We start from the raw sequence: 14,491 nt of genomic DNA on the forward strand, positions 1-14,491 counted from the left end.
CGGCGGACGATTTCCGATCCAGGCTCGCGCGGTTCAGTTGGCCCGCATGGGATGCCTGGTGTTCGTCTACGACATGACGGGAAACGCCGATTCGATCCAGATCGGACATCGCCCCGACAAAGCGGCACATCTGGATCGCGCGACCGACTGGGGGTTCTTCAGCGCGCAGGCGGAGCTTCGTTTGCAAAACATGATGGGACTGCAAACCTGGAACTCGATTCGCGCGGTCGATTTTATGTTGGAGCTGGACGAAACCGACCCGACCCGCATTGGTGTGACCGGTGCCAGTGGCGGTGGAACACAATCGATGATCTTGGGTGCGATCGACGATCGCATCGCCGCGGCGATGCCGTGCGTGATGGTGTCGACGTCGATGCAAGGCGGATGCACGTGCGAGAACGCGCCGTACATGCGGATCGATCAGGGCAACGTCGACATCGCCGCGGCGATCGCGCCGCGACCGCTGGGGCTGACCGCCGCCGACGATTGGACGGTCGAATTGGAAACCAAGGGCTACCCGGACTTGCGTCAGTTGTATGCAGATCTTGGACACAAGGATCGATTGACCGCGGCGTTCCATCTGCACTTCAAACACAACTACAACCACGTCAATCGTGCGGTGATGTACGCGTTTTTTAATCGGCACTTCCAGCTCGGGTTCAAGGAGCCGATTTTGGAACAAGACTACGTGCCGCTTTCCCGTTCCGAAGCCACGGTGTGGACGGATGAGCATCCGGCGCCCCGCGGTGACGCGATCGGCGATCCCCACGAAGTCCGGATCTTACAACTCGCCACAGAAGATTCTCGGCAGCAGATGGACGCGTTGATTCCCACGACGAACGACCAACTTGAGGAGTATCAACGTGTGGTCGGAGGTGCTTGGGAAACGATTCTCGGACGCCGGTTGGATCAGGTTCAAGCGACTTCGTTTCATCAAGTGAAGGCCATCAAGCAGGAGGGATTGTCGATCTCGGTGGGGCTGCTCGATCACGCCGGCGAGCAGTTGCCGAGCGTTGAAGTCGGTGATTCCGGGGCGAAGGGAACGATCGTTTGGATCACCGATGAAGGAAAACAAGGCCTTTGGGATGGCGATCGCCTCAACCCGCTGGTCGCGAAGATCGCCCGCGCCGGATACCGCGTCGTCTCCGCCGATCTGATCGGGCAAGGCGAATTTGTTTCCGGCGGCGAGTCGATTGACGCTCAGCGGATGTGGTACCAGCGGGGTGGCGAACAGGCTTGGCATCGTTTCGCCGGGTACACCTATGGCTACAACCATCCCTTGTTCGTTCAGCGGGTCCACGACGTGCTGTCGGTCATCCAACACGCTACATCGACGGGCAATCGGCACATTCATCTGGTCGGGATCGGCGACCACGCCGGTGCGATCGCTGCGGCAGCGCGCAGCCAAGCCGGTGACGCGGTCGGGCGAACCTTTATCGATACAAAAGGGTTTCGGTTCGCGTCGCTGCAGCGGCAAGACGATCCGATGTTCGTCCCCGGTGCGGTCAAATACCTGGACGTCGACGGATTGTTATCGCTGTGTGTTCCCGGGGCGTTGGACATCGTTTCACCCGACTTGCCGATTGTGGATCGTGTGCAGCGGGCGAGCGGGACGTCGAAGGGAGTTCGTTGGCATCAAACGGGCGAGGAACTGTTGTCGGCAATCGGGGACTGGGCCGTGCGTTGATCCGGTTGCTCGTTCACGCCGGTCGCGATCAGCCGTCTGGCAGCCCGCCGAGCACGGCTTCGGCGCGTTGTCGTTTGCGTTGGGTCAGCGGTGGACCATTCAGTTCGAGCGCCCGTTGAAGCAATGGCTTGGCTTGATCATGATCGCCGCGTTGGTACAAGACGATACCGCGGTTGTAGTAGGCCCATGCATTGGTCGGACACAAGCCGACGGATTCCTGGTAGTCGCGTTCGGATTCCTCCATTCGATCCAGTCCGGCCAGTGCAAAGGCTCGGCCATTGAGTGCGAAGGCGAGCACTTGGTGCAACCCTTCGGTTCGGCTCAACTCGATCGCGGAGTCCAGGTCATTCAAGGCAAGATTCCACTCGCCCATTTCGGCGTAAACTTGTCCGCGTGAGCTCAAGAGATCTGCATCGGGCTGTTCCGAAGTCATTTCCAGCAGTTGCGTGTAATCATCGCAGGCTTCGACGTGTTGTTCGGTGTACCAGCGAATCCATCCACGCAGTCTGTACCCGGCGGTGTGTTCGGGAGCCATCGCGATGATTTCTTCGGCGACACCGATCGCGTCGTCATAGCGTTCTTCGCTTTCCAGGCGATTGACTTTGGCGTGCAGCGACTGGATCGCCGCTTCCTGGGCACTTTCCGGTGCGATTTCGGCCAGGCGATCGATGTCGGCTTCGGCCGCTGATTCGTCGCCTTGCATCTGATGGGCGTAGGCGCGTCCGGAGTAGGCGTAGGGATCGTCGGGAAATTTCTCGATCAGTTTCTCGTAGTCTTCGAGTGCTTGGTCGTGGCGTTTCAAACGCATCAGCACCGTGGCCCGCCGCAGCCGAGCGCCGTCGTAGACGCCCGAGAGTTCCAGGGTGCGGTTGAAATCTTCCAACGCCAATTCGTCTTCCTGGCGATCCATGAAGAAGCAGCCGCGGAGGAAAAAGATATGTTCATTTTCCGGATCGAGTTCACAGGCCCGCTGGTAGTCACGGAGGGCATCGTCGTGATTGCCCGCTTGAGTGTGCGCGAACGCTCGGTTGACATAATGGGCCGGTTGTTCGGGTTCTTGCTCGATCAATGCCGACTGTTCTTCGATGGCCGCCTGCGGGTTCTCGTTCATGCGGTGCAACAACGCGATCTGTTCGCGGGGCTCGGTCCATTGGGGCGCCAGTCGGCTTGCTTCGGTCAAGGCTTCCATCGCCGTTTCCAGTTCGCCTTGTTGCAGACTGAGCGATCCGAGCAAGTGCAACGCGATCGGGTTCTCCGGGTCCAACTCCAGCACCGCGTGGCAGTCGGCCAGGGCCAGGTCACGTCGGTCGGTTGCCGCGTAGGAGAATCCGCGTGTCAAGAACACCGCCGGCGTGTCGACGCCCAGTTCGATCGCGCGATTGCACGCCTCAATGGCCTCCTCGAATTCGCTTTGCATTTGTAGGATTCGCCCGCGGAGTGCATGGGATTGTCCCTCATCCGCTTCGATTTCGATCGCCTTGTCGCAGTCATCGAGTGCGAGCGCGAACTTATTTTGCGATGTGTAGAGCATGCTTCGGTGCAGCCGAGGCGCGACGGCACCGGGCATCACGTCAATCGCACGGGTCAAGTGTTCCAGTGCTCGCGGTTCGTCACGATGTTCGTCTTGCTGGTACAACCATCCCAGCATGGCGTGGCTGGCGCCGTTGTGCGGATCGAGCTGAAGGATCTCATTGAGTTCCTCGATCGCCCGCGTGCCCTGGTCTTGGTAGAGCAGGATTTCGGCGCGACGAAATCGGAAGGCCGGTTCACGTGGTGCCCATCGGACGGCGGTGTCCAAATCCGAAAGCGTCTGGTCCCAGGCCTCCAGCCCCGAGAAGATTTTGGAGCGATGAAAGTAGAACCAGGGGGCGAAGGGCGCCAGTTCGATCGCTCGGTTCAGGTCGATCAGGGCGGCTTGATGGTTGCCGACAACCAGGTGGTACCAGCCGCGGCGTCCCAGCAGCGGAGCGCACTCGGGGGCCAGGGCGATCGCGCCCGAGTAGGCTTCGATCGCGTTCTCGAATTCCTCGTTCGCCGCATGGCGGGCCGCAACCGCGACGTGCAGCGCCAGCTCAAAGGGGCTTTTACGTAGCAGCCGTTTCAGTTCCGCGTCCGAGGTGCTGGCATAGAGTTCTTCGGTGTATTCGATCCAGGCACCGATCTCCTGAAACTTCTGTTCGGGCGTCGGCGGCGGTTCCTCGGGTGCCGACGGTTGGGAGATCAGTTGTCGCAGGCGGTCGACCCACGCGTTCCACCAAGAGGTTGTCTGGTGAGACGTTTCCTGAGGGTCGGTCAGCTTGGCCGCCCGCATCAATGCTTCATCGATGCCGCATTTTTCGATTTCGTTCTGATAGAGGCTGAAGGGTTTGATGCCGATCTTGGTGCAGGCGGCCGAATTGATGCGGCGATACACGAGGAATGCGACCGGCCCCTCTTGAACATCCGGGACGGCAAAGGATTCGATCCGTCGAGTCATCTGATCCACGACACGCCGCCGCGCCCCGTCGTCGTCCTTGTCGCTGTCAGTCGCCGCGGTTTCGATCTGCATCAGCCGCGTCGCGCCGGGGAGCACTGCCAGGGACACCATCAGCTCGAACCCGTCATCCGATTGCGATTCGTCCGATTGCGATTCATTGAGGACCGCATCGATCGCCTCGACGACGATGCCGGAATAGTTTTCGATGGCCGTTGTCGAGACGCGTCCGGTCGATCCGACTTCGCCGCAGAAATGAACGTAAAAAGAAGTTGGAATCTCGGACAGTTGGTTGTCTGCCGCGGTCTCCACCGGGTCGATCGGTTGTCCCTGAATCGGCTCGTCGCGCTGCTGACAGCGTTTCATCTCGCCCAATGACGGGACGTTGAAGCATTTGCCACAGGATTCACACTCGATCGTCGCCCCCGCCTTTGACGGCCGCACCTGGACACGTTGGCCGCAATGGCAGGAAACGGTGAACATGATGCAGGGCTCCACAAAATCGAAAAGGCGACAGCCGTTATTCTAGGCCGACGCTCGGTGCATTCTAGCATGGCTGCGCTCAGGCCAACATTTCTCGCTCCGGACCGAGCTTTACACCGTGAACGATTTTTTTACGGTGTTTGACGAGGCGTTAGCGGCAGTGCGCGAGCCCAATACCGCTAAATCGAGAAGCGACTTACCCGAAAATGGCTCCCCTCTCCCCCGAACAAGCCTCTGGGTTGATTCGGATCGATCATGCGCGTCAAGTGATTTTAGAACGCGAAAACGTTGCGACGAGTAGAGGCTTGTTTGGGGGAGAGGGGCAGGGGGTGAGGGGGAATCCGCATGACGAAACGACGATGCAATCACAAGGCCACCGAGTTTGCTTGTGATCAGCGCGGCCGATCGAATGAATTTGAAAACTCGGTTTAGCTGATGGCGCGCAATCGTGGTTGCGCCGGATAAAAGTTTCGAAGTGCGTATCCGATGGGCGATACACCTTTGATTACTGCTGAGTCGATTTGAAGTCGTTCGCATTCCAGCGTACGACATATCGCCAGATCCAACCGGGGTTCGAGAACGTATGATTGCCGTCATCCCGCAACGGCGCACAGAATAAATCCCCCTCACCCCCAGCCCCTCTCCCCCAATTCCTGACTCGCTTAGGCTCGTCAGGAATCGGGGGAGAGGGGAGCCATGGTGTTTTATTTTCGCTTCTCGATTTAGCGGTATTGGGCGCAAGCCCTCCGGTCCTTCATCGTTCCCGAAACACCGGAGGGCTCGCGCCCTACCGCTACAAAATGCTTCACAGCGCTGCCGGGCAGGGTTGTCACCCCGGCGGCAGCGGCGTCAATCGTCTTCGGGTTTGTTGCGACGGAACACCGCAACGATGTCCTCGACCGGGACGACAAACAGCTGATTGTCGTGTTCCAGGTCGACCGGCACGGCGTTCTTGGGATGGAAAAGGATCTTGTCGTATTGGCGCAGCGGCAGCTCTTCGTCGTTTTCGACCACGGCGCTGATGGTCACGATGCGTCCGGTGATCGTCGGGATTTCGGCCGCATCGGGAAGCGCAATGCCCCCGCGGGTTTCGCGTTTGGGCTCGTCCTTGCGGACCAACACTCGATCGCCAATCGGCTCCACGTATTCGAACGCCGCGTTTGCCTTTTTCTTCGCCATCTCCACTCCGTAAGGATTCATTCTTTTCCGCCCCGCATCAGTGATGGTCGGGATCTGGGTTTGAGGCAATAGTCTTGCGAGACAGGGCGTTTTCGTACACCCGGCATCGTGGGTGGGGCCGTGGCAACATGAGTAAAATCGGCAAGAATTGCCGATTAGGGCAAATCGACGGGCAAACAGCCGTCATGGCGTTTGGCGAGTTTTCGCAGCACTTGGCAACCGCGCTGGACCGGCCAAAGTGATCTGGCCGATTCACAGCCCAGGCGGAAATGGAAACCGTATGCTTTTCTCTTTTGACCGATGGTCTTTCGATGCGCAAGGATGTGAAACGTTCCCTCGTGATGTGGCCGCTGACAGCGTCTATTTTCGTGACCGGACTCAGCTGGCTGGGGATGCAGGCCGATCCCGGGGCAAAAATGATTGTCTCCGGTGCCGTCTCGCTTTGGAAAACCTCCGGCATGGCCCGGACGATCCTGCCGCCGACGGCCCGGCCACTCGCCCCCCGCCTCAGTGCCACCCCGGCAGGCTTGTCATCCGGTCAGATGGCGTCGACGGTCAGAACAGCCGCCCCGACGACCGCTTCACCGGCCCGCGGAGCCGTCGCGGATGCCTGGGCCGAGTTGTCACAGATCGAATCCTGGAGCGATGCGTCGTTCGAGCTTCAGCAGCCGAGCATCACTGGAATCCCGGCACCCTCGCTGGACAGCCACAGCGACATTTTCGGGTTTGAGGCTGATTTCGATGCGGCCGCCGGCGGGGCGTCCATCGGGGATCTGCCGATCTTGGAGCTGACTCCGCCGGCCGAGCACCAGGTTTCGGTCGAGCTGGATAAACCAAAGGTCGCGTCGCCGGACGAGCTGGTGATTCGAATCGATCCCGATGTGTTCTTCGCCGATGAGCGACCGCTGTCACAGGGACAACCGCACGCGCGTTTGGATGACCCCACGCCCCGCATGGCCGAACGGCCGACCTACGACGTCGCCTTGCCTTCGGCGTTCGAAGCCCCCGCCGCGACGGTCGCCGATCTCGCGCCCGAGCGGACTGAAACCGAATCGACTCCGGGCAAACCCGCCACGGATTTGTTGGGTGCCGAAGAAAAGTCGGTCACGCCTGCTGCGACGCCCGGCAACATCGACAACTCAGCCGACACCCAGGTTCCGCCGGAGGTTTCTGAGATCACGCGGCAACAGGAGAGCGAGGCAGAGGACTCCGGTTCGACTCGAAAACTGACCCAGCCGCGCTCGGCTGCGTGGCCAGTCCCGCATCGATTGATCGAACAATTGGACATCCTTGATTCGATTGTCATTCGCACGGACTTGCCGGCTGATGATTTTGACCTTGATCCTGCGACGACGCCGATCTCAACCATCGGTCATCACGAATTGCTGCAATGGTCCAAACAGGTTCGTGATCTGTTGAGCCAGCTTCACCAAGCCAATCGTCTCGGTCAGCGCGACGTCGAGCCCATGCTGGACGAACTGAAACAGTTGCAACAGTTTGCATCGGTCGAAGCGGAATCCTTGCGTTCGCGCAGTCGCCGTGTGGCGTGGCTACAAGCGGCGTATTCGATCGAACGACGTTTGGCGGTCTGGGAGCCGATTTTCAAAATCAATTCGGGCAGTTTCCCCGCGGTGCAGCATGTCGGTGATGATGTGCCGTCGGTCGCCGACGCGATTGATCGATTGGAAAGCCGGTTGGTGGTCACCGGTGATGGTGCAGGCTGGTCGAAGTTCCTGCTGCTGGAGTCGGTTCGCGACGCGTTTGAGTCCGGCGATAACAACGCACGCCGTGAAGTCGCCCAAACGTTCTTGTCGCGTTTGACGTGGCCGAATTTGGCGGCACCGCATCAGCGATTCCTCGCCGACCCGGCGGTCAATGACGTCGCCGTCGCGATCAAGCCTTGGGCCAGCGGCGCGATCGATTACTCGGCTTTGTTGCACCAGATCGAAAGGGCGGAGTCCAACGCGATCGACTTGGTGACCGCCGAGATCGCACAGTCGATGCAGGCACTCGGTCATGCCAATCATCCCCAGGCCCAGCAGTTGTCGGCCAACCTGGACACGCACTACCGCAACGCGAACGTCCGTTTTTCGCTCAGCGAAGAACTGTTGCGTGATCTGATGCCGCAATTGCCCACCCGCGAGGTTCCGCTTCGAACCACCATGCTGGGCAGCCGAGTGACCGGTGTCAGTCGCGTCAGCACCGACCTGCGGTTGCGGCTGATTCCGTCGCCGTCCACGTGGGAAATGACGTTGGAAACGATCGGTGATGTGTCCACACGCAGCGTCGGACGCAGCGGGCCGGCGGCGATCAAGACGACCAGCGTGAATCCGTTTACCGCGGCCACGCCGATCACCATCAAACCGGACGATATCTTCCTCGGCGATCCCTCGGTCAACGTCGGCGGCCGATCGCGACTGCGTGGAATCAACACGACCTATGATTCTTGGCCCCTGGTCGGAACGTTGGTCCAGAGCATTGCCGAAACCCAGTACTTCGAAAAAGCTTCGTTGGCGGACCGCATCGGCCGCAACCGAATTCGCTCGCAGATCGGCGACGAGATTGACCGCAGTGTGACGGAAAAGGTCGACCAGGCGACGGCGAAGTTCAGCGAAACGATCCTCGGTCCGTTGAATCGGCTGCAGCTGGAACCCCGCGTGATCGACATGAGTTCGACCTCGTCACGATTGATCGCACGCTATCGCATGGCCGGGGATTGGCAACTTGCCGCGATGACACCACGGCCGCGGGCACTCAGCGACAACCTGTTCAGCGTGCAATTGCACCAGTCGGCGATCAACAACACGCTGGAACAATTGGTCCCCCAGGATGAGGCGCTGCCGATCGACCAGGTGTTGACGCAATGCTTTGACGTGCTCGGTGTGAGCGATCGTCCTCTGCCGGATGATCTGCCCGAAGACATCATGATTCAATTTGCCAAGCATCGACCGATCACGGTGGAAATCGAAGACGGCAAGGTCTGGATCACGATGCGAATCATCCGCTTGCAGGGCGATCGAGTGCGGCTGAGAAACTTCATCGTCCGAGCGGCCTACACGGCCCAGGTCGACGGGCTCAATGCCGCCTTGGTTCGCGACGGTCATCTCAGCATCAGCGGCCCCGGCATGTCGATGCGACAGCGATTCCCCGTTCGAGCGATTTTCAACAAAGTGCTCTCGCCGACACGGCCGTTGCCATTGACGTCGCCGGAGTTGTTGGCCGAACGCTTGCCGAAGCAAAGTGGGATCACGCAGTTCGAATTGCGTGACGGTTGGGTCGGCATTTCGATCGGCAAAACGACCGAACACCAACGCGTCGCCAGCCGCCCGGTGGGAATTCGGTAGGCGTCGGTCGTCGCAACACCGGACCGCCCCAGACCGGATGCAATACGGCCGGTCGCGTTGCGGCCGGACGCGCCGGCGAGTGGCAAGTCCCGTGCAGGCCTCTCGGCGGGTCGCGATCGAAATCGAATGACGAGCAACAAGGACGACGTCAATGGAAGGTGTCATTGCCAGGTGGGACGATGAAAAGGGCTACGGGTTCATCACACCCCGCGAGGGCGGCCGCCAAGTGTTTGTCCACATCAAAGCGTTTCAAAACCGAACGTCTCGCCCCACTGCCGGCCAGTCGGTGACGTATGAGATGTCCTCCGATCGCCAGGGCAGGCCTTGTGCCGACCAGGCCAGGCTGGTGAGTGGGCCCGGCCGGCGGAGTGACGTTTCACCCGGCACGAGCAGTTCCCGCCCCGCCGGTGTGAGGTCGGGGGCGTTGCGGGCGGCCGTCAAAACGAGATCGAAAACCTCACTGCCGGTGATCGCCGCTTGGCTGTTCTTGGTGCTGGTCGGATTGTTGGTCTTGACTAACCAACTGCCTCGTCTGGTGCTGTGGTTCTACTTGGCCGCCAGCCTGGTCACGTATCTGGTGTACGCGATGGATAAATCAGCGGCTCGCCGCGGCAACTGGCGAACACAGGAAAGCACGCTGCATCTGTTGTCGATGATCGGTGGTTGGCCGGGGGCACTGATCGCTCAAGAGAAACTGCGTCACAAGACCCGAAAACAGTCTTTTCGCATCGTCTTCGGACTGACCGTGCTGTTCAACGGCGTGATGCTCGTCACGGTGCTGCTGGTGTGGGCCCAGTAGTCGTGACGGGGTTCAGAAGATGAGGCGATCGGCCGAACGGTGGAGCGGCGCGTTGATGCGGTGAGGGATGGCAGAATGATTCGGGGCAGAATGATGGGATGGGTGATCAGGCGAGTTTGAGTTGTCTTAGCAGACGATTGACGCTTCGACCCGGGGAACAGAGGCCGGACCAGGCCAGTCGGGCATAGCCGCGAAGACGGTGTCCGCCGAGTAGATCGATCGATGCCAACCGGTATTGCAGCAACGCATAGACATTGATTTGTTTCGCGAGCCGATTCGCAAGCCCGTCGCGCTCGCGCTGGGCAAAATAATCTTCATACGCGATCTCCGGCAGATTCTCTTCACGCCGCCGGGCAAGCTCACAGGCGAATTCAATACTCGCCTGCAGTTTTCGCATGTGCTTGCCGTTGATGCTTCCGGTGTGGATGCGGTATTCCAGCAGCGGTTCGGGCAGGTTGGCCAATTCACCGACTTCGCCCATCCGCAAGAACATGTCCCAGGCGTCGAACATGCCATGCTGTTTCCAATAGCCACCGATGCCCTTGAGCAGCGCGGTGCGCATCAGAATGGTGGGATGGCACATGGCGTGTTGTCCCTTGCGGAGCTGGCTGTAGATCGATTGATGATCGGTCGCCAGCGGGATCACTCGCCCGGCTTTCTGTGCGCCACGGGGAACGATCTGTGAACCGACCAGTCCGACGCTGGGGTGATCGCGCAAGAAGGCGACTTGTTTTTCCAAACGCGTCGGGTCACAGATGTCATCGCTGTCCATGCGTGCGAGAAACTCCGTGTCACAGAGTTTCAGGCCATGGTTGGAGGCGACTGCGGTGCCGGCATTGTCTTGATGGATGACCGTGATCCGGTCGTCCTCGAGCGAATCGAGGTAGTCGCCGGATTCGTCGGTCGAACCGTCATCGACGATGATCATCTTCCACCGCGAATAGGTTTGCGCGCGGATCGACTCGACGGCTTCGGCCAGATACGGCATGCCGTTGTAGACGGTCATCAAAACGGAAACGTCTGGTTCTTGATCCGCGGGCAAGACGGGGTTCTCCATCGTTCTTCTGGCACTGTTCGGGGCGTGGGGTGCAGCGTGCTGCCCAGCATAGTTGATGCGACGCGGACAGCTAGCAGGCGTTGTTCGGCGAGGGGCTCGGGACGCGGCGAAAAACTACAGATGCGTCATAACCACTACAACAAGGTCAACGGTCACTCCGAGGATGCGGCGTATTCGTTGATCGCGGCTCGGAAGGCCAACACGCGATAAATGGCCGTGACGTAGAATCCGCTGACCAACCCGATCGTCATGCCCAAAATGGTCATCGAGTGAACCAGTGCCGACGAGATCGCGACGGTCGCGACCAGGCCCCACGTGGCGGCCCAGAAATTTGCCGCGGGACGATTGATCGCCCGCAGTCCGCTGGCGATCGCATAGCTGACCCCCGACGCGACGGTTCCGAAGCCCAGAACCGCAACGGCGACGCCATGACCGCCGTACTGTTCGTCAAAGATCCAGACGATCAATGCGTTTCCAAAGACCCCCACCAGCACGGCAAAGACCAACAGGACCGTGACCATCACGGCCGTAAACCGCCAAACCAATCGGTTTGCCGCCGCGGCACCGCCGGCGGCGAAGGCATGGGCCGCTTTGGGCGACAACACATTGCTCATCCCCAAGATGAACGGATTGGCGAGCATCACGACGGTCATGCAGGCCGCGTAGATTCCGGTCGCGCGTTCGCTGATGATCGCGGCCAGCAACCAGTGGGCGAAGTACATGTGCAGCACGGACGTCAGATGCGCACCGACGACCCATTTGCCGAAGCTGCTGTTCTTGATCCAGTCCGTTCGCAGTCGCGTTCGATCCCATTGGAAATCGGATCGGACCAAAAACAGCCAAGCCAATCCGGCGATCCCCGCGGCGCCTCCGGAGACCAGGTAGGCGCCGGTCGCATCCATCTGGTCTTGCAGTGCCAGCATGGCAAGCCCGCCCAATTGAAGCACGCTGACCGCCACATCCAATGCCATTGCCGTCGCAACACGGAGGTGGGCGAAGGCGAAGCGGCGCGCAAATTCACGCAGCATCAAGAACGGCAGCAAGAGCACCAGTAGCCACAACAAGCCGAGCAGACCGGTCGCCGGGCGGGTCACCTGGACGATCACACAGGTCGCCGCCAAGACGAGCATCGCCAGCCCATTTAAACCGATCGACTGCCCGAGCGAGCTGGCGGCGTATTTGCGTTGGTCGTCGGCCGATAGCCGTTTGACAAAAACGGTGTATGGAACCGAGACCAAAGATTCCTGGAAACTGACCAGCAACACAAACACACTGAAGGCCAGCGAATAATAACCCAATTCGGATTCCGAGCCGAATCGTCCGACCATAACGGTGGTCGCAAAACGCGTCCCGCTGACCACGACCTGATCTATTAACGACATCATCGTGTCGCCACGCGCGGTGCCCCGCAGACGTGCTAGAAGTTCGGCCGGTTTCATCGGCGGTGGCCACGGAGAATCATTGGAGAACGCTGGCTCATTGGCGACAGTTTCGGCTATGTTGTCTTCGAGTGCGTAGAGTTTAGTGACCGAGAGCGATCCGGTAACCCCGGCTTGATTGACTTGACGACGGTTGTTCAGGTGATGTCGAACGATGATCAGCCGTTTGCCGCGAGCCTACGGGCCCCAACCTGAGAAAACGATGCACCTCGGTTTTTGGGTAGGCGGTCGTGGACGAGGCGAAAATTGAGCTGCGATCGACTACTAACCGAACGCCGAGTCCCCTGAATTGAATGTTGTGATGGAGCCGACCAATCCGTTTTCCCCACCGCGACGAAATGCTGCCGGTCCCGAGCAGCGAGCACGCGGGCGTGAACTGGCCCGCCAAGTTGCTGCGACGGGAGCAGCCAAGGGAGCGATCGTCAGCAAGCTTCGGGCGATCGGGCTGGGTGATGTCGATGCAGACGAATTGGCCGACACCGCATTGCGGCATCAAACGCGGAAAAAACGCGTGCGGGGAATGAGCGTCGTCTTGGCAGGGGCACTGTTGGTCGCGGCCGCGGTTTTCCTGTCGCCCTTGGTCGCCATCAAGTTGGTTATCATCGTGGGGGTTTTCGGGACCTTCTTCGTCATGCTGGGGCTCGCACAACTGTTGACCTGACACTGTCGTGTGCCAGCTGGCAAGACAAGACACTTTCTCACCAGGAATTTCATCGATGAGTTTATTGCGCCTTGCTGCTTCCGTTCTGCTCCCGCTGGTCGCCTTCTTTGGTGCTCACTCCCATGCCGCGGAAACTGACGGCAAGCATTTGTTCATTCTCTCCGGGCAGTCCAACATGCAGGGGCATCGGCCGGACGAAGCTTTCACACCGGCTGTCAAAGAAGCCTTGGGAGAGGACAACGTGATCGTGGTCCAGGACGCGCTCGGCGGGCAACCGATCCAACGCTGGTTCAAAGACTGGAAGGCGCCCGATGGGAGTCAACCCAAGACAACCGGTGACCTGTACGATCGCTTGATGGGCAAGGTGACGCCGGCCATTGAGGGTGTGGACCTGGCGTCGGTCACGTTCATCTGGATGCAGGGCGAGCGTGACGCCAAGATGAAGTGGGGCGACGTGTACCAAGCCAGCCTGGTCGGGCTGTACCGGCAACTCAGTCAAGACCTGGGACGCGACGACGTCAACTTTGTCATCGGACGGCTCAGCGATTTCGACCTGGACAACAAGAAGTATCCGCACTGGACGAGGGTTCGTGACATCCAGGTAAGTGTCGCCGAATCGAATTCGCGTTTCGCTTGGATCGACACCGACGACCTGAACGATGGCAAGAACCGCAGCGGGAAATCAATCCAAAATGACCTGCACTACTCCGGCGAAGGCTACAAGACGCTTGGAAAACGGTTCGCTGAAAACGCCGTGAGATTGATTCGCGAGAACGAATGATCTGGATCAAGTATTGTTTGCCAGGGTGGCGTGTTTGGCGACGGCAAACCCGAGTGCGTCTTGCTTGGCGGCACAGTAGTCCATGATCAGGTCATAGCCTGAGGTGTCGCCCGATTCGGCGGCGTGACCGGCGAATTCGATCAACAGCGGCACGATCGATTGCGACGGCACGTCTTCGGGCACATTGCGGATCGCAAACTCGATCGCTTGCAGGGGGCGTCCGACGCGGTCGAGCAGATCGATGTAGGTTTCGAGCGCACCGGTGCCATGCTCTTGCGTATCGACGTTGATCGCTTTTCGTTCGAACAGCTTCAAGCCGGCGTCGACGTTTTCGCCCAGCAAGATCGAATAGAACGCGGCGTAGGCGGGATAGAAATCGACGAACGGTTCTTCGCCGGGGTATTGGAACTGGTGATGCAGCTGGCGTCCGTATTGAGTCAGTTCCCAGGCCTTGCGAAGCTGTTTCGGGTCCGTCAGCGTGGACGCAATCCGCACGGTCGATGACAGGTGGGTGGTGTCGAGGTGATAGCCGCCGTCTTTCATCACCCAAGGCCGGCTGGCCAGCATGTCGGACAGCGATTCGTCTTC

Annotated in this window: 9 protein-coding genes and 1 pseudogene; 5 read left to right on the forward strand and 5 right to left on the reverse strand. The window is 59.8% G+C overall.

The window, feature by feature from the left end; genetic code table 11:
- Positions 1–1,687: acetylxylan esterase (locus ABX749_RS05190; RefSeq protein ID WP_372895060.1), on the forward strand; the 1,687-nt coding region annotated here is incomplete at its 5' end.
- Positions 1,688–1,715: 28 nt separating this feature from the next.
- Here ABX749_RS05190 and ABX749_RS05195 read toward each other — a convergent pair.
- Both ABX749_RS05195 and ABX749_RS05200 read right to left on the reverse strand, forming a co-directional pair.
- Positions 1,716–4,643, reverse strand: a complete 2,928-nt coding sequence (locus tag ABX749_RS05195) for a tetratricopeptide repeat protein (protein ID WP_372895061.1) — start codon at positions 4,641–4,643, stop codon at positions 1,716–1,718.
- Positions 4,644–5,492: 849 nt separating this feature from the next.
- Positions 5,493–5,822, reverse strand: coding sequence for a co-chaperone GroES (locus ABX749_RS05200; protein WP_095740147.1), 330 nt, complete (start codon positions 5,820–5,822; stop codon positions 5,493–5,495).
- A gap of 323 nt (positions 5,823–6,145) precedes the next feature.
- Here ABX749_RS05200 and ABX749_RS05205 point away from each other — a divergent pair, with 323 nt between their 5' ends.
- Both ABX749_RS05205 and ABX749_RS05210 read left to right on the forward strand, forming a co-directional pair.
- On the forward strand, positions 6,146–9,166 hold the full coding sequence (locus ABX749_RS05205; RefSeq protein WP_372895062.1) for a hypothetical protein: 3,021 nt from the start codon (positions 6,146–6,148) through the stop codon (positions 9,164–9,166).
- Positions 9,167–9,317: 151 nt separating this feature from the next.
- Positions 9,318–9,965 carry a DUF1294 domain-containing protein gene (locus ABX749_RS05210; RefSeq protein ID WP_372895064.1) on the forward strand — a complete coding sequence of 216 codons (648 nt, stop codon included), beginning with the start codon at positions 9,318–9,320 and terminating at the stop codon, positions 9,963–9,965.
- A 106-nt stretch (positions 9,966–10,071) separates the two neighbouring features.
- Here the strand turns inward: ABX749_RS05210 and ABX749_RS05215 are convergent, their stop codons facing one another.
- A complete protein-coding gene (locus ABX749_RS05215; RefSeq protein ID WP_372895065.1) occupies positions 10,072–11,022 on the reverse strand; it encodes a glycosyltransferase family 2 protein in 951 nt (316 codons plus the stop codon).
- Positions 11,023–11,174: 152 nt separating this feature from the next.
- Positions 11,175–12,407, reverse strand: coding sequence for a lipopolysaccharide biosynthesis protein (locus ABX749_RS05220; RefSeq protein ID WP_372895066.1), 1,233 nt, complete (start codon positions 12,405–12,407; stop codon positions 11,175–11,177).
- A gap of 343 nt (positions 12,408–12,750) precedes the next feature.
- Between ABX749_RS05220 and ABX749_RS05225 the strand changes: the two genes are divergently transcribed.
- Entirely contained in the window at positions 12,751–13,122 is a 372-nt protein-coding gene (locus ABX749_RS05225; RefSeq protein WP_372895067.1) for a hypothetical protein, read from the forward strand.
- Between the two features lie 55 nt (positions 13,123–13,177).
- Positions 13,178–13,903, forward strand: coding sequence for a sialate O-acetylesterase (locus ABX749_RS05230; protein WP_372895068.1), 726 nt, complete (start codon positions 13,178–13,180; stop codon positions 13,901–13,903).
- 6 nt (positions 13,904–13,909) lie between these two features.
- On the opposite strand, the pseudogene ABX749_RS05235 reads toward ABX749_RS05230, so the two are convergent.
- Positions 13,910–14,491 (reverse strand): annotated as a pseudogene (locus tag ABX749_RS05235) (hypothetical protein); the annotation flags it as partial.

The sequence above is a fragment of the Stieleria sp. genome, assembly GCF_041595215.1.
GTDB lineage: Bacteria > Planctomycetota > Planctomycetia > Pirellulales > Pirellulaceae > Stieleria > Stieleria magnilauensis.

Bases quoted from the DNA above. Each gene is read 5' to 3' on its own strand.
- ABX749_RS05195 (WP_372895061.1), bottom strand. From the start codon at position 4,643: ATGTTCACCGTTTCCTGCCATTGCGGCCAACGTGTCCAGGTGCGGCCG.
- ABX749_RS05230 (WP_372895068.1), top strand. From the start codon at position 13,178: ATGAGTTTATTGCGCCTTGCTGCTTCCGTTCTGCTCCCGCTGGTCGCC.
- ABX749_RS05220 (WP_372895066.1), bottom strand. From the start codon at position 12,407: ATGATGTCGTTAATAGATCAGGTCGTGGTCAGCGGGACGCGTTTTGCG.
- ABX749_RS05200 (WP_095740147.1), bottom strand. From the start codon at position 5,822: ATGGCGAAGAAAAAGGCAAACGCGGCGTTCGAATACGTGGAGCCGATT.
- ABX749_RS05210 (WP_372895064.1), top strand. From the start codon at position 9,318: ATGGAAGGTGTCATTGCCAGGTGGGACGATGAAAAGGGCTACGGGTTC.
- ABX749_RS05215 (WP_372895065.1), bottom strand. From the start codon at position 11,022: ATGGAGAACCCCGTCTTGCCCGCGGATCAAGAACCAGACGTTTCCGTT.